This window comes from Achromobacter veterisilvae (assembly GCF_900496975.1).
Classification (GTDB): domain Bacteria; phylum Pseudomonadota; class Gammaproteobacteria; order Burkholderiales; family Burkholderiaceae_B; genus Achromobacter; species Achromobacter veterisilvae.
Map to the genome: position 1 here is coordinate 179,678 of NZ_UFQC01000002.1, position 19,421 is coordinate 199,098.

14 protein-coding genes and 1 pseudogene are annotated in these 19,421 nt (G+C 68.4%); 10 read left to right on the forward strand and 5 right to left on the reverse strand.

The annotated features are described in order from the left end of the window. Window positions 1-227: 227 nt before the first annotated feature. From glyQ to def, 8 genes are all read left to right on the forward strand, one after another. Entirely contained in the window at window positions 228-1,139 is a 912-nt protein-coding gene (glyQ, locus tag AVE30378_RS02490; RefSeq protein ID WP_129239191.1) for a glycine--tRNA ligase subunit alpha, read from the forward strand. Further along, window positions 1,140-3,278, forward strand: a complete 2,139-nt coding sequence (gene glyS / locus AVE30378_RS02495) for a glycine--tRNA ligase subunit beta (RefSeq protein ID WP_129239192.1) — start codon at window positions 1,140-1,142, stop codon at window positions 3,276-3,278. Next, a complete protein-coding gene (gene gmhB / locus AVE30378_RS02500) occupies window positions 3,275-3,814 on the forward strand; it encodes a D-glycero-beta-D-manno-heptose 1,7-bisphosphate 7-phosphatase (RefSeq protein ID WP_129239193.1) in 540 nt (179 codons plus the stop codon). Before glyS ends, gmhB begins: the two co-directional genes overlap by 4 nt. 4 nt (window positions 3,815-3,818) lie before the next feature. Next, window positions 3,819-4,547 (forward strand): lysophospholipid acyltransferase family protein, encoded by a 729-nt coding sequence (locus AVE30378_RS02505; protein ID WP_129239194.1) that lies wholly within the window; start codon window positions 3,819-3,821, stop codon window positions 4,545-4,547. Continuing rightward, window positions 4,534-5,511, forward strand: a complete 978-nt coding sequence (locus AVE30378_RS02510) for a M48 family metallopeptidase (protein ID WP_129239195.1) — start codon at window positions 4,534-4,536, stop codon at window positions 5,509-5,511. The genes AVE30378_RS02505 and AVE30378_RS02510 overlap by 14 nt, the downstream gene beginning before the upstream one ends. A gap of 50 nt (window positions 5,512-5,561) precedes the next feature. Continuing rightward, window positions 5,562-6,704, forward strand: a complete 1,143-nt coding sequence (locus AVE30378_RS02515) for a 2-aminoethylphosphonate--pyruvate transaminase (protein ID WP_129239196.1) — start codon at window positions 5,562-5,564, stop codon at window positions 6,702-6,704. A gap of 11 nt (window positions 6,705-6,715) precedes the next feature. Beyond that, window positions 6,716-7,111, forward strand: coding sequence for a lactoylglutathione lyase (gene gloA, locus AVE30378_RS02520; protein WP_129239197.1), 396 nt, complete (start codon window positions 6,716-6,718; stop codon window positions 7,109-7,111). A gap of 392 nt (window positions 7,112-7,503) precedes the next feature. Next, window positions 7,504-8,037 carry a peptide deformylase gene (def, locus tag AVE30378_RS02525; protein ID WP_129239198.1) on the forward strand — a complete coding sequence of 178 codons (534 nt, stop codon included), beginning with the start codon at window positions 7,504-7,506 and terminating at the stop codon, window positions 8,035-8,037. Window positions 8,038-8,075: 38 nt separating this feature from the next. On the opposite strand, the pseudogene AVE30378_RS02530 reads toward def, so the two are convergent. After that, window positions 8,076-10,339 (reverse strand): annotated as a pseudogene (locus AVE30378_RS02530) (acyl-CoA dehydrogenase). Between the two features lie 144 nt (window positions 10,340-10,483). Between AVE30378_RS02530 and AVE30378_RS02535 the strand changes: the two are divergent. Further along, window positions 10,484-11,713, forward strand: a complete 1,230-nt coding sequence (locus AVE30378_RS02535) for a nucleoside recognition domain-containing protein (protein WP_129239199.1) — start codon at window positions 10,484-10,486, stop codon at window positions 11,711-11,713. A 39-nt stretch (window positions 11,714-11,752) separates the two neighbouring features. Here the strand turns inward: AVE30378_RS02535 and pyk are convergent, their stop codons facing one another. Continuing rightward, window positions 11,753-13,195, reverse strand: coding sequence for a pyruvate kinase (pyk, locus tag AVE30378_RS02540; protein WP_129239200.1), 1,443 nt, complete (start codon window positions 13,193-13,195; stop codon window positions 11,753-11,755). Window positions 13,196-13,301: 106 nt separating this feature from the next. Here pyk and AVE30378_RS02545 point away from each other — a divergent pair, with 106 nt between their 5' ends. After that, complete coding sequence (locus AVE30378_RS02545; RefSeq protein ID WP_129239201.1) at window positions 13,302-14,444, forward strand: glycerate kinase; 1,143 nt, start codon at window positions 13,302-13,304, stop codon at window positions 14,442-14,444. 33 nt (window positions 14,445-14,477) lie between these two features. On the opposite strand, the gene rsmA is transcribed toward AVE30378_RS02545, so the two are convergent. From rsmA to AVE30378_RS02560, 3 genes are read right to left on the reverse strand one after another with little or no spacing between them, the layout of a single operon-like run. Then, on the reverse strand, window positions 14,478-15,269 hold the full coding sequence (gene rsmA, locus AVE30378_RS02550) for a 16S rRNA (adenine(1518)-N(6)/adenine(1519)-N(6))-dimethyltransferase RsmA (protein WP_129239202.1): 792 nt from the start codon (window positions 15,267-15,269) through the stop codon (window positions 14,478-14,480). Window positions 15,270-15,287: 18 nt separating this feature from the next. Then, window positions 15,288-16,892: a peptidylprolyl isomerase gene (locus tag AVE30378_RS02555; RefSeq protein WP_129239203.1), complete on the reverse strand. Its 1,605-nt coding sequence runs from the start codon at window positions 16,890-16,892 to the stop codon at window positions 15,288-15,290. Continuing rightward, window positions 16,889-19,282, reverse strand: coding sequence for an LPS-assembly protein LptD (locus tag AVE30378_RS02560; protein WP_129239204.1), 2,394 nt, complete (start codon window positions 19,280-19,282; stop codon window positions 16,889-16,891). The genes AVE30378_RS02555 and AVE30378_RS02560 overlap by 4 nt, the downstream gene beginning before the upstream one ends. Window positions 19,283-19,421 lie beyond the last annotated feature (139 nt).

Here is a 19,421-nt window from a genome sequence, read left to right on the forward strand (position 1 = left end):
AGACTTGGGACTCAACCCGGAATCATACGACCATTGGTTTCCAGGCGCAGCCGCGGGCCCCGGAGCGTCCACCCGGGGCGCGGCGGATTCCCCTCGGCGGCGCCCGAAAGGCATAGATGTAACCGCCCGCCGGCCATTCGGGAACAGGACCGGCCCGGGCCAGTTAAAATGCCGGGTTTCCCACGCCCAGGGCAAGCCTTGCCCGGCGGCCGAATTCCAAGAATCCTATGCTCACCTTTCAGCAAATCATCCTTACGCTCCAGGAATACTGGGACAAGCAGGGTTGCGCCCTGCTGCAGCCCTACGACATGGAAGTCGGCGCCGGCACCTCGCACACCGCCACGTTCCTGCGCGCGATCGGCCCGGAACCCTGGCGCGCCGCCTACGTGCAGCCCTCGCGCCGCCCCAAGGACGGGCGCTACGGCGAAAACCCCAACCGGCTGCAGCACTATTACCAGTACCAGGTCGTGCTGAAGCCGGCTCCCCCGGAGATCCTGGACCTCTACATCGGTTCGCTGAAGGCGCTGGGCATCGACCCCACGCAGCACGATATCCGCTTCGTCGAGGACGACTGGGAAAACCCCACGCTCGGCGCCTGGGGCCTGGGCTGGGAAGTCTGGCTGAACGGCATGGAAGTCACCCAGTTCACCTACTTCCAGCAAGTGGGCGGCCTGGACTGCACGCCGACCACCGGCGAGATCACCTACGGCCTGGAACGCCTGGCCATGTACCTCCAGGACGTGCAAAGCGTGTACGACCTGGTCTGGACCGAAGGCGTCAACGGCAACCGCGTGCTGTACCGCGACGTGTTCCACCAGAACGAGGTGGAGCAGTCCACCTACAACTTCGAGCATTCGTCCGCCGAAATGCTGTTCTCGCACTTCAACGACTACGAAGCCGAGGCCAAGCGCCTGATGGACGTGCCGCTGGCGCTGCCGGCCTACGAGGCCGCGCTGAAGGCCGCCCATACCTTCAACATGCTGGACGCGCGCGGCGCGATCAGCGTCACCGAGCGCGCCGCCTACATCGGCCGCATCCGCAACCTGTCGCGCGCCGTCGCGCAGGCTTACTACGATTCCCGCGAACGACTGGGCTTTCCCATGCTGGGCCGCGGCAAGGCCGCCGGGGAGGCTGCATAAATGACGACGAACATCCGCCCGCTGCTGGTCGAACTGCTGACCGAAGAACTTCCGCCCAAGGCCCTGCAGAAGCTGGGCCAGGCCTTTGCCGAAGGCGTGCGCGCCACGCTGGACCGCCACGGCCTGCTGGCCGGCGGCTGCGCCGCGACCGCCTATTCCACGCCGCGCCGCCTGGCCGTGCACCTGTCCGCCGTGCTGGCGCAGGCGCCCGACCAGCCCTATGCCGAAAAGCTGATGCCGGTGAAGATCGGCCTGACCGAGGACGGCAAAGCCACCCCCGCGCTGCAAAAGAAGCTGGCCGCCAAGGGCCTGGAGAACATCGACGTCTCCACCCTGGACCGCGAATCCGACGGCAAGCAGGACTACCTGGTCGCGCGCGGCACGGCCCCCGGCGCCCAGTTGGCCGCCGGCCTGCAGGAAGGCATCGACGCCGCGATCGACGGCCTGCCCATCCCCAAGGTCATGCGCTACCAGTTGGCGGACGGCGTCACCACCGTCAAGTTCGTGCGTCCGGCGCACGGCCTGGTGGCGCTGTTCGGCGCCGACGTGGTGCCCGTCTCGGCGCTGGGCCTGTCGGCCGGCCGCGAGACGCTGGGCCACCGCTTCATGAGCGCGGGCCCGGTGGCCTTCGCCGACGCCGACGCCTACGCCGCCACGCTGGCCGAGCGCGGCAGCGTCGTGGCCTCGTTCGAAGGCCGCCGCGACGAAATCAAGCGCCAGTTGCTGGACCATGCCGGCCGCCTGTCCGCCACCCTGGGCGACGACCCGGAAGTGGCCGCGCTGCTGGATGAAGTCACCGCGCTGGTCGAACACCCCACCGTCTACGTGGGCGAGTTCGAAGAACAGTTCCTGCAGGTGCCGCAGGAATGCCTGATCCTGACCATGCGGCTGAACCAGAAGTACTTCCCGCTGTTCGATCCGGCCACCGGCCGCCTGACGCACCACTTCCTGATCGTGAGCAACATGCGCACGGACAACCCGGTGAACATCGTCGAAGGCAACCAGCGCGTGGTGCGCCCCCGCCTGGCCGACGCGCAGTTCTTCTTCGAGACCGACCGCAAGACGCCGCTGGCCGCGCGCGTCGAACAACTGGGCTCCATCGTCTATCACAACAAGCTGGGCACGCAGCTCGAGCGCGTCGAGCGCGTGCGCGCCATCGCCCGCGGCGTGGCCGGGCAACTGGGCGGCGACGTGTCCGCCGCCGACCGCGCCGCCATGCTGGCCAAGGCCGACCTGGGTTCCAACATGGTCGGCGAATTCCCCGAACTGCAAGGCGTCATGGGCGCGTACTACGCGGCCGGCGACGGCGAGCCCGACAGCGTGGTGCAGGCCCTGCGCAACCAGTACCGCAACCGCTACGACACGCCCGTCACCGCGGAATCGCTGACCGCCGCCGTGCTGTTCATCGCCGAGCGCGTCGAAACCCTGGTCGGCATCTGGGCCATCGGCCTGGCGCCCACCGGCGAACGCGACCCCTTCGGCCTGCGCCGCGCCGCGCTGGGTTTGATCAGCGCGTTCGAACAACTGGCCGCGGGCGGCTGGCTGAAGATCAGCCAGGACGGCCCCCTGTCGCTGGACGGCCTGCTGGAACTGGCGGCGGGCACGTTCCCGGCCGGCAAGGTCCCGGCCGGCACGCTGGCCGAAGTCCGCGCCTTCATCTACGAGCGCTATCGCAACCAGCTCATCAACGAGTTCGACCGCAATGCGGTGGAAGCCGTCGTCGCCCTGGCCCCGCCCCTGCACCAGGTGGCCGAGCGCGTGCGCGCCGCCGCCGCGTTCGCGCAGTTGCCGGAAGCCGCCAGCCTTGCCGCCGCCAACAAGCGCATCGGCAACCTGCTGAAGAAGGCCGAAGGCGAGATCGGCGCGGTCGACGGCGCCGCGCTGGTGGAACCGGCCGAGAAAGCGCTGGCGGCCGCCGTGTCCGCCCTGCGCCCGAAGGCCGAGGCGCAACGGGCCGCCGGCGACTTCGCCGGCAGCCTCACCACGCTGGCCCAGGTCCGCGAACCGGTGGACGCCTTCTTTGCCGACGTCATGGTCATGGCCGAAGACCCGGCCGTGCGCGCCAACCGGCTGGCCTTGCTGGGCCAGTTGCACGGCCTGATGAACCAGGTGGCGGATATTTCCAGGCTCGCACAGTGAAGCTGATCATCCTCGACCGCGACGGCGTCATCAACCAGGACAGCGACGCCTTCGTCAAGAATCCCGACGAATGGATCGCCCTGCCCGGCAGCCTGCATGCCATCGCCCGGCTGACGCAGGCGGGCTGGAAAGTGGTGGTCGCCACCAACCAGTCCGGCCTGGCGCGCGGCCTGTTCGACATGGACACGCTGACCGCCATCCACGCCAAGATGCGGCGCGAGCTGGCCGCCGCCGGCGGCAGCATCGACGCCGTTTTCATGTGTCCGCACGGTCCGGACGACAACTGCACCTGCCGCAAGCCCCGCTCGGGCATGTTCGAGCAGATCGGCCACCGCTACGACGTGGACCTGGCCGGCGTGCCGGCGGTCGGCGATTCGCTGCGCGACCTGCAGGCCTCGTCGTCGGTCGGCTGCTCGCCCTGGCTGGTGCTGACCGGCAACGGCAAGAAGACGCTGGCCAAGGGCGGCCTGCCCGAGAACGCGCGCGTATTCGATGACCTGTCGGCCGTGGCCGACGCCCTGCTTCAGGACAGTTGATCCGATGGCCCGGCTACGCTCGCTGCTGTACTTCCTGTTCCTGGCCGTCACGGTCATCCCCTACGCCTTCGCCTGCATCCTGTGGGCGCCGCTGCCGCTGCATTGGCGCTACCGGCTCACCGTGGGCTGGCCGCGCCTGGCCATCTGGGGCGCCAAGGTCTTCTGCGGCATCCGCTGGCAGGTCAAGGGCTGGGAAAACCTGCCCGACGGCCCGGCCGTGCTGCTGTCCAAGCACCAGTCGGCCTGGGAAACGCTGTTCTTCCCGGCCTACATGCCCCGCGAAGTCTGCTTCGTCTACAAGAAGGAACTGCACATGGTGCCGTTCTTCGGATGGGGCCTGGCGCTGCTGCGCATGATCGCGATCGACCGCGCGAAAGGGCGCGACGCTTTCGAACAGGTGGTCAAGCAAGGCCAGACCCGCCTGGACGAAGGCCGCTGGCCCCTGCTGTTTCCGGAAGGCACCCGGGTCGCGCCGGGCAAGGTCGCCCGCTACAAGATGGGCGGCGCGCTGCTGGCGTCCCGCACCGGCGCCGTCGTCATTCCCGTGGCGCATAACGCCGGCGAGTGCTGGCGGCGCAACGCCTTCGTGAAATATCCGGGCCTCGTCACCCTGTCCATCGGTCCCGCGATAGAATCCAAGGGACTCTCCCCCGATGAACTGAACCAGAAGGTTCAGGACTGGATCGAAGGGGAAATGCGGCGTCTCAATCCTGAAAGGTATGTCCAGCCCTGATCAGCTCGAACTCCTGTTCGACGTACAGCCAAACGGCGCGCCCGCGGGCGCGCCGCCGCTGGCCGCCACGCCCAGGCCGGCCCCGCTTCAGCCTACGCCCCCCAAGCCCCTCTACCCCGGCGCCCCGCCCGCCTCCGCCCCCGCGGGCGAACCGCTGCTGACGCTCTCGCCCAACGCCTCGTCGCGCGTCCCCACGCCCTGCCCCGATCCGCTGCCGCCCGGCGCGCGCTGGCGCGAGGTCCCGACCGAGCAGCAGCCCATCGGCTTCGTGCTGCTGCGCTCGCGCCGCCGCAGCATCGGTTTCGTGGTGACGGACGACGGCTTGCGCGTCACGGCCCCCAATTGGGTCACGCTGGCGCAGATCGACGACGCCGTGCGCGAAAAATCCCGCTGGATCCTGGCCAAGCTGCGTGAATGGCATGCCCGCAAGCAACAACTGGCCATGGCGCACACGCGCTGGCAGCCGGGCGGCGAACTGCCCTACCTGGGCAAGCGCATCGTGATCGGCGTGAGCGGCGACAGCCGCCAGGCCTATCTGTCCGGCGACGCCGAAGCGCCCCAGGACGGCGACACGCTGTGGCTGGCGCTGCCGTCCTCGGCGGACCAGGGCCGCATCCGCGATTCCGCCCAGGCCTGGCTGCAGCAGCGCGCCGGCGCCTGGTTCGGCGCCCGCCTCGCGCACTTCCTGCAGATCAGCGGGCTGAAGATCCAGCGCTGGCGCCTGTCGTCCGCCGCCACGCGCTGGGGGTCCTGCACCAGCGACGGCAACATCATGCTGAACTGGCGCCTGATCCATTTCGCGCCCGCCATCATCGACTACGTCATCGCCCACGAGCTTGCCCATCTGCGCGAAATGAACCACAGTCAGGACTTCTGGCGCGAAGTGGGGCAGATACTGCCCGGCTTCGAAGACGCCAAGAACATCCTGCGGCGTCACGACCCCGCTTCCCTGCCCCAGTTCTGAGGCGGCTTGAAGAGGGGTGCTTGTCCTGTTCCCACACAAGGAGCCTTGAAATGTTGCTGCTGATTCCGGGCCCGGTCACGACCGACGCGCGGGTGAAAGCCGCCATGGCGCAGGACTACGCGCCCTGGGACAACGATTTCCGCCAGACCTACCGGCAGGTCTGCGACGGCGTGCTGCGCGTTGCGCAGGCCTCGCCCGACGAACACGCCGCGCTGGCGCTGCCCGGCTGCGGCCATTTTGCGGTGGAAGCCGCGATCCGCACCTTTGTCCCGCAGGGCGGCAGGCTGCTGGCGCCCTCCACCGGCGCCTACGCCGCCCGCCTGCAGAAACTGGCGGGCGACGCGGGCCGGATCGCGGTGCCCCTGGCCGTGGGCCCGGCCGAACGCGTGAACCCGCTGGCGGTCGCCGCGGCGCTGGAACAGGATCCCACGCTGACGCACCTGGCGCTGGTCTACAGCGAAACCGGCAGCGGGATCTGCCACGACGTGCCGGAACTGGCGCGCATCGCCCACGCGCTGGGCCGCCGCGTCATCGTCGACGCGGTGTCCGCCTTCGGCGCGCTACCCCTGGACCTGCGCGGCCTGCCCGCCGTGGACGCCGTGGTGCTGACCGCCAACAAGTGCCTGGAAGGCCTGCCCGGCGCCGCGTTCGTCGTGGCCCGGCGCGACAGCCTGGAAGCCGCGCGCGGCAATGCCGGCAGTTGGTCGCTGGACCTGGCCGACATCTACCAGCACACCCTGCAGCCCAACGCCGGCCCGCGCTTCACCCCGCCCGCGCCCACGCTGGCCGCGCTGGCCGTGGCGCTGGACCTGTATCATGAAGAAGGCCGCGAGGCCCGTCTGGCGCGCTACACGGCGAACATGCGCGCGCTGTACGACGGCATCGGCGCCCTGGGCCTGACCCCGTACCTGCCGCCCGCCCTGCAAGGCCCCATCGTCGTCAACGTCCTGGCCCCGGACGCGCCGACCTGGAACCTGCAATTGTTCGTCGATGCGCTCAAGCGCCGCGGCTACGTGCTCAGCAACTTCTACAACACCGAACAGCCCACGTTCCGGGTCGGCTGCATCGGCGCCTTCGGCCCGGACCGGATGCGCCTGGCGGTCGACGCCATGGGCGCCGCGCTGGGCGACATCGGCATCTCCCGGGAATCCGCCGCGAGCGGCGGGTTCTTCCCGCTCCCCCTCACCGCTTAAGGAAGACATCCATGCGTATGCTCCACACCATGCTGCGAGTCGGCAACCTCGACAAGTCCATCGACTTCTACACCAACGTGCTCGGCATGCGCGTCCTGCGCCGCAAGGACTACCCCGACGGCAAGTTCACGCTGGCCTTCGTGGGCTACCAGGACGAGTCCGAAGGCGCCGTCATCGAACTCACCCACAACTGGGACACGGAAAAGTACGACCTGGGCACCGGCTACGGCCACATCGCCCTGGAAGTGGACAACGCCTACGAAGCCTGTGACAAGGTCAAGGAAAAAGGCGGCAAGGTCACCCGCGAGGCCGGCCCGATGAAGCACGGCAAGACCGTCATCGCCTTCGTCGAAGACCCGGATGGCTATAAGATTGAATTCATCGAAAAGAAAGGACGTGAAGACTAAATACTCTGGTGTCTGACACCTTGTGTGTCTGACACCCAGCCAAGTTTGAACGGCGCCGCAGGTGTCAGACACCCGGGCCGGCTGCTTCAAGCTTGCCTGGTCTCCCGTAAGGGTGTCAGACACTGATGCACTGCGCAGGTGTCTGACACCCGGGCCGGCCGCTTCAAGCTTGCCTGGTATCCCGTAAGGGTGTCAGACACTGATGCACTGCGCAGGTGTCTGACACCCGGCCCGGCTGCTTCAAGCTTGCCTGGCGTCCCGTAAGGGTGTCAGACACTGATGCACTGCGCCGGTGTCTGACACCCGGACCGGCTGCTTCAAGCTTGCCTGGCATCCCGCAAGGGTGTCAGACACTGATGCACTGAACACTGGCAAACAAGCAAGGAACTCCCATGATCCATCCCATCCTCAAAATGGGCGATCCCCGGCTGCTGCGCGTGGCCGCGCCCGTGGAGCGCTTCGACACGCCCGAACTGCACGCGCTGATCGACGACATGTTCGAAACGATGGCCGCCGCCCAAGGGGTGGGCCTGGCCGCGCCGCAGATCGGCATGGACCTGCAACTGGTGATCTTCGGCTTCGACCGCAACGAACGCTATCCCGACGCGCCGCCCGTGCCGCAGACGATCCTGTGCAACCCCGTCATCACGCCGCTGTCGGACGAGATGGAGGACGGCTGGGAAGGCTGCCTGTCGGTGCCGGGCCTGCGCGGCATGGTGCCGCGCTACCGCCATATCCGCTATAGCGGGCGCGACCCCTATGGCCAGCTCATCGAGCGGGAAGCCGAAGGCTTCCACGCTCGCGTGGTGCAGCACGAGTGCGACCACCTGATCGGCCGCCTCTATCCGTCCCGCATCCAGGATTTCTCGAAGTTCGGCTTCACCGAGATCCTGTTTCCGGACATGGACCCCAACCAGGACGATTAGGCGTCCCGGCCAGGCGCCCCCGGCTGAGGCGCCCCCGGCTAGGCGCCCCCTCCCTCATCCGCCGCGCCCGTTTGCGCGGCCGACGGGGACAAGTCCTCGGGCGCGAAATCGTCCACCTGCAGGACTTGCGACACGATGGTTTCTCCTCCTCGAACTGCGCCGCCTGCGCGTCGGTGATCGCACCGCGCCGGTGTGCCTCGCGCCAATCGCGCACGCCCGATTGGCGCAGGCGGTCGCGCAGCGGCTGAACCGCGTCCGCAAGCGCGAACGCGCGGGTCAGCAGGCCCACCGGATCGCCGCCGGAATGGGGGCCGCCGGGCTCCCGGTGCAGATCGGCGGCCAGCCGCGCGTGCGTGGGCGACGGCTTGAGCAGCAGCTCCGCGCATTCCCGGGTCAGGGCGTCGCTCGGCCCCCGGGCCAGGCGCAGCGGCAGGATGGCCGCGCGCAGGCCCCAGGACAGCACGCGGCCCGGCAGGTTGCGCAGCACCTGGTCCATGCTTTTCTCGATGCTGGCATAGCCCTGTTCCAGGCACCAGTGCACCAGGGGCAGGTCATCGTGCTTGCGGCCTTCGTCCTCCCAGCGCTTGAGCACCGCGGACTGCAGGTACAGTTCCGACAGGATGTCCCCCAGCCGCGCCGAGATCATCTCGCGCCGCTTCAGGCCGCCGCCCAATTGCGCCAGCGTCGCGTCCGCCAGCAAGGCGAAACCCGACGCATAGCGGCCCAGCCGCCGGTAATGCCCGGCCGTGGGGCCTGACGCCGGCGCGGGCGCCAGCACCCCGCCGGTCCAGGCGCGGCCGATGGCGCGCAGGGCGTTGATCCCCGTGTGGCGCAGGTGCCGCCAGAACACGTCGTGGAACACGGCGATGCCGCGCTCTTCGTCGGGATTGCCGAGCGCCAGGATTTCCGGCATCAGGTAGGGATGGGCGCGGATCGCGCCCTGCCCGAAGATGATCAGGTTGCGCGTCAGGATGTTGGCGCCTTCGACCGTGATGGCGATGGGCACGGCGCGGTACAGCGCGCCCAGGTAATTGCTGGGGCCGTCGATGACCGCGCGCCCCGCGTGGATGTCCATCGCGTCGTTGACGGAGCCGCGCATGCGTTCGGTGGCGTGGTACTTCATGATGCCCGACACCACCGCCGGCTTCACGCCCTGGTTCAGCGCGGCGCAGGTCAGGCGCCTGGCGGCCTCCACCAGATAGGCATTGCCCGCCAGGTTGGCAAGCCGCTCCTGCACGCCTTCGAACTTGCCGACGGGGATGCCGAACTGTTCGCGCACGCGCGCGTACATGCCGGTGGTGTGCGCGCACATCACCGCGGCGGCGGCCGACAGCGACGGCAGGGAAATGCCCCGGCCCGCCGCCAGCGCGCTCATCAGCATCTGCCAGCCGTGGCCGGCGCGCTCGGCGCCGCCGATCAGCGCGTCCAGCGGCACGAACACGTCGCGCCCCCGGTTGGGGCCGTTCTGGAAGACCTGCATGGCCGGAAGGTGGCGGCGGCCGATCTCGACGCCGGGCGCCTCGGTCGGCACCAGCGCGACCGAAATGCCGATGTCCTTGGGGCCGCCCAGGATGCCGTCCGGGTCCGACATCTTGAACGCCAGGCCCAGCACCGTGGCGACGGGCCCCAGCGTGATGTAGCGCTTGTGCCAGTTCAGGCGGATCCCGATGAGCTCGCGGCCGTCCACCACTTGCCGGCAGACGACGCCCGTGTCCACCATGGACGCCGCGTCCGAGCCCGCCTCGGGGCTGGTGAGGCCGAAGCACGGCACTTCGCGGCCGTCCGCCAGCCGCGGCAGCCAGTAGTCGCGCTGGGCGGGCGTGCCGAACTGCATCAGCAGTTCGCCGGGGCCCAGCGAGTTGGGCACCATGACCGTCACGCCCGCCGTAATGGAATAGGCCGAAATGCGGCGCACCACTTCGGAATGCGCGTAGGGCGAGAACCCCAGGCCGCCATGGCGCTTCGGAATGATCATGCCGAAGAAGCGCTCGGCCTTCAGGAAGGCCCAGACCCCGGGCGGCAGGTCGCGCCGGTTCCAGGTGATGTCCCATTCGTCCAGCATGGCGCACAGCCGGGCCACGGGGCCGTCGATGAAGCGCTGCTCGTCCGGCGTCAGCGCGGCGGCGGGCACGTCCAGCAGCTTGCGCCAATCGGGATTGCCGGTGAACAGGTCGGCGTCCCACCAGGTGTCGCCGGCCTCGATGGCTTCGCGCTCGGTCGCCGACATGGCCGGCAGCGCGTTGCGCGCCCAGCGGTACGCGGGTTCCGAGATGCGGCGCCGGCGCCAGGCATTGAAATCCATGAGTATCTCTCACTGTTATGTGTTATTTCCCTGGGGCCAAAGTACCAGAATTGGCGGCCGCGGGCCAAGCTGCGGCTTGCCGGGATGCGACAATGGGCGGCGTCGCGCTGGCGCGCACCGAATCGCTACCCGGGCAATTTCCGCATGCTGAACAAACTCTGGCTGGGCTTCTTCCTCACCGCGGCGGCGGCCGCGCTGTACCGCTGGCTGGCCGTCGGCGATCCCGAAGTGTTCCGCCTGATGGTGGCCAGCCTGTTCGACATGGCGCGCGTGTCCGTGGAAGTGATGGTGCTGCTGTTCGGCACGCTGACCTTGTGGCTGGGCTTTCTGCGCATCGCCGAAGGCGCCGGCCTGGTGGAATGGCTTGCGCGGATGCTGGGCCCGCTGTTCGCGCGCCTGATGCCCGAAGTGCCTCGCAACCATCCCGCCATCGGCCTGATCACGCTGAACTTCGCCGCCAACGGCCTGGGGCTGGACAATGCCGCCACGCCGATCGGGCTGCGCGCCATGCGCGAACTGCAATCCCTGAACCCCACGCCCGAGACCGCCACCAACGCGCAGATCCTCTTCCTGGTGCTGAACGCCTCGTCGCTGACCTTGCTGCCGGTCACCCTGTTCATGTTCCGGGCCCAGCAGGGCGCGCCGGATCCCACCCTTGTGTTCCTGCCCATCCTGCTGGCCACCAGCGCGTCGACCCTGGCGGGTTTCCTGGCGGTGGCGGCCTGCCAGCGCCTGCGGCTGGCCGACCCGGTCGTCATGCTGTGGCTGGGCGGCGCCGCGCTGCTCATGGGCGGGTTCATGGCGCTGCTGGCGGGCATGTCGGCCGCCGCCATCGCCTCGCTGTCGTCGCTGATGGGCAACCTGGCCCTGTTCGGCATCCTGCTGGCGTTCCTGATCGCCGGCGCCTGGAAGAAAGTGCCGGTCTACGAAGCCTTCATCGAAGGCGCCAAGGAAGGCTTCGACATCGCCAAGAGCCTGCTGCCATACCTGGTGGCCATGCTGTGCGCGGTGGGCGTGCTGCGCGCGTCCGGCGCGCTGGACTTCCTGCTGGACGGCATCCGCTGGATGGCCCAGCACGCGGGCTGGGACACGCGTTTCGTGGACGCCCTGCCCACCGCCCTGGTCAAGCCGTTCTCGGGCAGCGCGGCGCGCGCCATGATGCTGGAGACGATGACGCACTTCGGCGTGGACAGTTTCCCGGCGCTGCTGTCGGCCGTCGTCCAGGGCAGCACCGAGACCACGTTCTACGTGCTGGCGGTGTATTTCGGATCGGTGGGGATCCTGCGCGCGCGCCACGCCGTGGGCTGCGCGCTGATCGCCGACCTGGCCGGCGTGCTGGCGGCCATCGGCGTGTGCTACTGGTTCTTCGGCTGAAGCCCGCGCGGCCGGGAAGGCCTCCCGGGTGCCGCGCGCTCAATCCACCAGCAGGATCTTCATGCCGTTGGTGCCGCCGCTGTCGCGGTAGAAATCGCCCTTGGTCAGGATCACCCAGTCCCCGGTCTGGACCAGGCTGCGGCGGCGCAATTCGTCGATGGCGGCATTGCTCAGGTCGGCGGGCTCGTAGTCCGACGGCGCGAACGGAATGGTATAGACGCCGCGGAACATCGCCACCCGGTTCTGCGTGAGGCTGTGCGGGCTGTAGCAGTAGATCGGCACGCCCGAGCGGATGCGCGACATGATCAGCGGCGTATGGCCGCTTTCCGTCAGCGAGATGATCGCCTTTACGCCGGGGAAATGGTTGGCCGCGTACATGGCGGCCAGCGCGATGGTCTCGTCGCAGCGCGTGAAGGTCTCGCCCATTCGATGATGGGAAACGGTCGAGGTCGGATGCTTTTCCGCGCCCAGGCACACGCGCGCCATGGCTTGCACGGTTTCGACCGGGTACTGCCCGGACGCGCTTTCCGCCGACAGCATGACGGCGTCGGTGTAGTCCAGCACCGCGTTGGCCACGTCGGACACTTCGGCCCGCGTCGGCATGGGGCTGGAAATCATCGACTCCATCATCTGGGTCGCGGTGATGACGACCTTGTTCAAGGTGCGCGCGTGCTGGATGATGCGTTTCTGGATGCCCACCAGCTCGGCGTCGCCCACTTCCACGCCCAGGTCGCCGCGCGCGACCATCACGCCATCGCTCGCCCGGATCAGGGCGTCCAGCGCCTCGTCGTCGGCCACGGCCTCGGCGCGCTCGATCTTGGCGATGATCCACGCCTGGCTGCCGGCCGCCGCCAGCAGCGTGCGCGCCTCGTCGATGTCGCTGCCATAGCGCGGGAACGACACCGCCACATAGTCCAGTTCCATTTCCGCGGCCAGCTTGATGTCGACGCGGTCCTTGTCGGTCAGGCTGGGCGCGGACAAGCCGCCGCCGCGCCGGTTGATGCCCTTGTTGTTCGACAGCGGGCCGCCCACGGTCACCGTGGTGTGGACCTCGTCGCCCTCGACGCGGTCCACCACCAGCACCACTCGGCCGTCATCGAGCAGCAGTTCGTCGCCGACGCGGCAGTCCTGCACCAGCTCGGGGTAATCGATGCCCACGATGCTGGCCGTGCCGGCCTCTTTGGGATAAGCGCGCGACAGGGTGAAGGGCTGCCCGGCCTGCAACTGGACCTGCTTGTCGGTAAAGCGCGCGATGCGGATCTTGGGCCCCTGCAGATCGCCCATGATGGCCACGAAACGACCTTGCTTCGCGGCGATTTCTCGCACCAGGCGGGCGCGCTCGCGGTGGTCGTCCGCGCTGCCGTGCGAGAAGTTCAGGCGGGCGACGTCCAGGCCCGCGCGGATCATCGCTTCGATGCGTTCGGGCGTCGAAGTCGAGGGTCCCAGGGTGGCGACAATTTTGGTGCGGCGCAATACGGGCATGGCGGTCCACTCTCGCAAAAACAACGGAAGCGTTATGGTACGCCGCCTGCGTACAGGCGGGTATCATGGGCGTCACGCCAACCCCAAAACCAGCCCGTTCGAATCCGTGAAAATCGTCATCGCTCCCGACTCGTTCAAAGAAAGCGTTTCCGCGCCCGACGCGGCCGCGGCCATTGCACGCGGCGTCAAGGCCGCTTTTCCCGGCGCCCATACGGTGTGCATTCCGATGGCCGACGGCGGCGAAGGCACGGTCGAGGCCGTGCTCGCGGCCACCGGCGGCAAGGCGCGGCAACTGGCGGTGAACGACGCGCTGGGCTATAAGGTCGACGCGACGTGGGGCCTGCTGGAAGACGGCACGGCGGTGATCGAAATGGCCGCGGCGGCGGGCCTGGAACTGATCACGCCCGCCAGGCGCGACCCGATGCGCGCCAGCAGCCACGGCGTGGGCGAACTGATGCTGGCCGCCGTCAACGCGGGCGCCACGCGCATCATCCTGGGCCTGGGCGGATCGGCCACCAACGACGCCGGCGCCGGCATGCTGACGGCCCTGGGCGTGCGCCTGCTCGACGCGGAAGGCCGCAGCCTGCCGCCGGGCGGCGGCGCGCTCGGCAAATTGGCCAGCATCGACACCCGCGGCCTGGATCCGCGCCTGGCGGATCTCCGCATCGACGTCGCGTCGGACGTGGACAATCCGCTGTGCGGCCCGCAAGGCGCGTCGCACGTGTTCGGCCCGCAAAAAGGCGCCACGCCCGAACAGGTGCGGGACCTGGACCGGATGCTGGCGAATTTCGCCGACGTGTGCGCGCGGCACCTGGCGGCGGACCATCGCCACGAGCCCGGCGCGGGCGCGGCCGGCGGGCTGGGCTTCGCGGCGAAGGCGTTCCTGAACGCCCGCTTCCGGCCCGGCGTCGAAATCGTGGCGGAACTGGGCGGCCTGGCCGAAGCGGTCGAAGGCGCCGCGCTGGTGTTCACGGGCGAAGGCCGCATGGACGCGCAGACGCTGCGGGGCAAGACGCCCGCCGGCGTCGCGAAGATCGCGCAGCGGGCGGGCGTGCCCGTCGTGGCGTTGGCCGGTTCGCTCGGAGAAGGCTATGAAGCGCTGCACGCGGGCGGCATCAGCGCCGCGTTCAGCCTGGCGCCCGGCCCCATCACCCTGCAACAGGCGCTGGCGGACGCCGAGAAATTGCTGAGCGAACGCGCCCGCGACGTCATGCAACTGTGGATGGCGGCGCAGAAACGCATGCTGTAACGATAAAAAAAACCGCTTGCGCGGTTTTCTTGCCTAGCCCCGCTGCAACACGCCGGCTTCGACCAGCGCGTCGGACAGGCGGATGTACCGGTCCACCGAAATATCCTCGGCGCGAGCGGTGGGCGGGATGTCCAGGGCTTCCCAGGGCACGTGCGCGGCCCAGTCGGCCAGCACCCGACGCAACATCTTGCGGCGCTGCGAAAACGCGCGCGCCACGACGGTCTCGAACGCGCGCTCGCTGGCCGGACGCAGGCGTTCGGCCGGCAAGGGCACCATGCGCACGATCGCCGACACCACCTTGGGCGGCGGGTCGAAGGCCTCGGGCGGCACGTCGAACAGCTTGTGCATGCGATAGCGCGATTGCAGCATCACCGAGAGGCGGCTGAATTCGCCCGAGCCCGGCTGGGCCACCATGCGGTCGATCACCTCCCGCTGCAGCATGAAGTGCTGGTCGCGGACATGCTCGGCCCACGTCATGAGGTGGAACAGCAGGGGGCTGGAAATGTTGTAGGGCAGATTGCCCACGATCCGCAATGCGCTGCCGAACTGGGAAAAATCCACCGTCAGCGCGTCCGCCTCGACCACGGTCAGGCGGCTTTCCTCGAACTGCTTGCGCAGGCGGGCGGCCAGGTCGCGGTCGATCTCGACCGCGGTCAGGTGATCCAGGCGGTCAAGCAGCGGCCGGGTCAGCGCGGACAGGCCCGGCCCGATCTCGACCACGGCATCGCCGCGGGCGGGAGCAACCGCCCTGACGATGGACTCGACGACGCTCTCGTCGGTCAGGAAGTTCTGGCCGAAGCGCTTGCGCGCCTGGTGTTGAGACATGTAAAGCCCGTAATGCGTTTAGCGGTTGTTCTGCTGGATCTTCTGCTGCTTTTCCAGGCGGTTGTCGACATACGCCTGCGCGCGCAACTGGTCCAGCCAGTCTTCGAACGCCGGCTGGGCGCGGCGCTCGAACAGCACCTGGCGGGCCTTCATGCGGGCCACGTCGTCGGAGGCGTCGTGCTGGCGGCGCTCTTCAACCTGGATCAGGTGCCAACCGAAAGGCGACTGGACCGGTTGGCTGATCTCGCCCGGCTGCAGCGCGTTCATGGCGGCCTCGAACGGCGGCACGGTTTCGCCGGGGTTCAGCCATCCCAGTTCGCCGCCCTGCGGGGCCGTGGCGTCCTGCGAGTACTGGCGCGCCATGTCTTCGAACTTGGCGCCGCCGCTCACCAGCCGCTGGCGGACCTGCTCCAGGCGCTGCCGCGCCAGATCGTCGCTCATGACGGTGGAGGTCTTGATCAGGATGTGGCGCGCGCGGGTCTGCACGACTTCCACCGGCCCCTGCTGCGCCTGCTGCGGACGCGCGGCGGGTTGCGGCGCCGGTGCCGGTGCCGGCGCGCGGGCCGTGCGGCTGGGCGCGGGCTGGGCGGAACCGCGGTCCATCACCTTGATGATGTGGAAACCGTTGCCGCTCTGGATCAGGCTGCTGACCTGCCCTTTCTGCAGGCCGCCGACGGCCTTCACGAACAGGTCGGGCCAGCCGTCGAGCGGGCGCACGCCCATGACGCCGCCTTGCAAGGCTTCGGGGCCGTCCGAGGCGGCGGCGGCCAGGCTGGCGAAATCGTCGCCGCGCTTGGCTTGGGCCAGCAGGCCTTCGGCCTTCTTGCGCAGCGCGGCCAGTTGTTCGGGCGACGAGCCCTCGGGCACGCGCACCAGGATCTGGGCCAGGGCATAAAGCATCGGGCCCGCTGGCGCGGCGGCCTGCTCGGGCGCGGGTTCCGGCCGGGCCTGGGGCTGCGGCTGGGGCGCCGGCTCGGCGCCGAACGCCGGATTGCGCCGCTGGTCCTTCAGGAAAGCGTCGACCTCGGCGTCGGAAATGACAATGGTGGAATCCACCGCGCGCTGGCGCAGGCGATCCGTGCGGATCTCGTCGCGCAGCGACTTGCGGTAGGCGTCCCAGGTGGTGCCCGATTTCTCGAGTTCCTGGCGCAACTGGTCCACGCTGATCTTGTTGCGGCCGGCGATGGTCTGGATGGCCTGGTCGACCTGCGCATCTTCCACGCGGATGCCCATGCGGTCCGCCTCGTGGCGCTGCACGCGCTCCATGATCAGGCGCTGCAGCACCTGGTGCTGCAAGGTCTGGTCGTCGGGCACCTGGATGCCGCGGGACTTCAGCTCGCCCGCGATGCGCTGGGACGCGTCGCGCAGCTCGCGCAGCGTGATCACGTCCTTGTCGACGACCGCGGCGATCCCGTCGACGAACTGCTCGCCCTGGGGAGCCGGGGCGGCGTTCTTCTGCGCGGACGGGGCCTTCGCGCCGTTCTGCGCGGAAGCGGCCTTGGCGCCATTGTTCGAGCCCTTGCCGTTCTGCTCGGCCGCATACGCGGCGGGCAAGCCGGCGCACACGGCCAGCAGCAACGCATTGCCGGAGAGGCGGCGCAAAGAGTGCAACCTACGCATTATTCATACCTTTCAAATGTGGTCCCGGTAGGCACAGGCGGCGTGATGCGCGAGTAGCCGGGGATACTTCTGTTCAGCAGGTTCATCGGGTCGGTTCCCAGGGAGCCCAGACCGGTCAGCTCAAGCTGCAGGAACACCGCGGAATTGGTGTCGGCCGCCGAAACGGCATAGCGCTGGTAGACCACCCGGCCGACCCAGCAGCAATCTCCTTTGTACTCCAGGCCGGCGATGGCCTGCGTCACGCGCGGTTCTTCCGTCGTGTTGGCGATCGTGCTGGAGGAACCGGAGCGCAAGGAATAGTCCACCCGGCCCACGCCGTACCAGCGCTTGCTGAACGGCCATTGGACCGCCAGGCTGACCTGGTTCTGTCCCTGGGGCTGGTACGAAACGCCCGGCTGGGGATCGCGCTGGTAGCGATAGGAGAGGGCCACGGTGGTCAGGCGCTGGGGCGACCAGCGCGCGCTCACCAGGCCGCGCGACCAGTTGCTGTCGTACGGATTGTATTGCGCCGCGACCTCGGTGGTGAGCGAGTCGGTCAGGGCCGCGCTGGCGCCCACCAGGAAGTCGGAGCGCACGTTCTCGCGCGGCGTCTCGCCGGGCAGCGTGACCTTCTGGTCCGCGAAATACAGCCGCTGGGCCACGGCCAGCGACATGCGCTCGAAACCGGTATTGGCGTCCAGCCAGCGCGAGGTCAGCGCCGCCGTGAGCTGGTTGGCATTGGAAATCCGGTCCCAGCCGCCGGTATAGATGTTTTCCTCGAAGGCCTGCGAAAAGCTGAAGTCCGCCAGCGACGTATCGTAGACGGGCATCTTGGACTGGTCGCGGTACGGCACGTACAGGTAGTACAGGCGCGGTTCCAGGGTCTGGATGGACGCCTTGCCGAACAGCGAGGTATCGCGTTCGAAGATCAGCCCGGTGTCCAGCGACATGATCGGCACGGTGCGCGACTGGGAACGGGGATAACCCGCCGAGGTGCCCGCGGCGGCCCCGGAGTTAAGGCTCAGCCAGTCGCGGCCGTACCAGTCGGTCTGGTATTGCGTGTAGTTCACGCCCGCCTTCGGCACGAGGAACCAGCCCGGCCTCACGATCGGATAGGAGACCGTCGGGTAGCTCTGGAGTCGGTCCCCCTGCGGCCCCTGCCGCGCCCCACCTACCGTGGGAATGCTGAAACGCACGGCGGTGGAGGTCCAGTCCACGTCGAAGCCGCCCCAATCGTAGCGCGCGCCGCGCAGGTACAGTTCGGGGACCTTGTCGTACGGCGGCACCAGCGGCGCGTCGGGATCCTGCAGCGTCTGGTACTTGTAGACCTGGGCATAGGCGCTCCAGTATTTGGAGCTCCAGCCGACCCGCGCGCGCTGCGGCAGGTAGGTCGTGGAAGCCTGGTTCAGGCCCAGTTGGGAAATATCGCGGAAGTAGTCGTCGTCCGAGACCTTCGCGACGTCCCAGTCGGCGTAGAAGCCATGGGACAGTCGCTGCTGGTGGCGCCACCAGTACATCCAGCGGTCCTCGCCCGTGACATGATCGTCGGGCAGGTAGGTGCCATTCAAGGTGCCCGCGTACGTCGACCCCAGGTAGCGGAACTCCCCGCCCAATTGCAGGCCGCGCTTGGAGAAGTAGCGCGGCTGCACCGTCATGTCGTAGTTGGGCGCCAGGTTCAGGTAGTACGGCAGCGAAATGTCGATGCCGCCCTGGCTGGTCGTGCCGTAGGTCGGCATCAGGAAGCCCGACTTGCGTTCCTTCTTGACCGGAAAGGTCATGTAGGGCGAGGCCAGGATCGGGACGTCCTTGAAATACAGCACGCCATTGCGCGCCACGCCTTCGTTCTCGTCGAAATCGATGTCGACGGTATTGGCCTTGATGTACCAGGACGGCGTCTCGCAGGAGCAGCCGCTGTAAGTCACCGTGTGCAGCCGCATCTGCGACTTGCTGAAGATGTCCGCGTGTTCGGCGACGGCGAAGCCGCCCGTCGCGCCCATCCAGAAATTGGGCTTCTCGACCTCGCCCGAATACTTGTCCACGTTGAACTTGGCGTTCGGCCCCGTCACCAGGGTGCCGTCGCGCATCATGCGGGCGCTGCCCTGGACGTCGACCTCGCCCGTGTCCTTGCGGTAATTGATGCGGTCACCCTTGATCACGCCGTCGATGCGGCGCACCTGGGCGTTGCCGGTCAGGGTCAGGTCGGAATCGGGATCGCCCTCGATCGAGTCCGCCTCCATGAAGGCGGGAATGTTGTCGTCGGGCAGGCGGTGCACCCGCAGGCCCGGCGATGTGCGCAGCACCGGCGCCGCCGTGGCCGACGATGCTGCGGGAGCGGTGCCCTGGCTGCCTTGAGCCTGGACGGCTCCGGCGGCCACGCTGACAGCAGAGAGGATCAACCACCGAACCTTGCGCACGAGTGAAAACAGCCCTTTTCGACGATGGGGAAACCCGACACCGGCACCCGCGAAGGGCCAATGCTAACGGAAACGAGCCGGTATTATAGAGAAGCCGCGCCATCGGCCCAGCCTTAAGTGCGGACGACACAATTTTCAG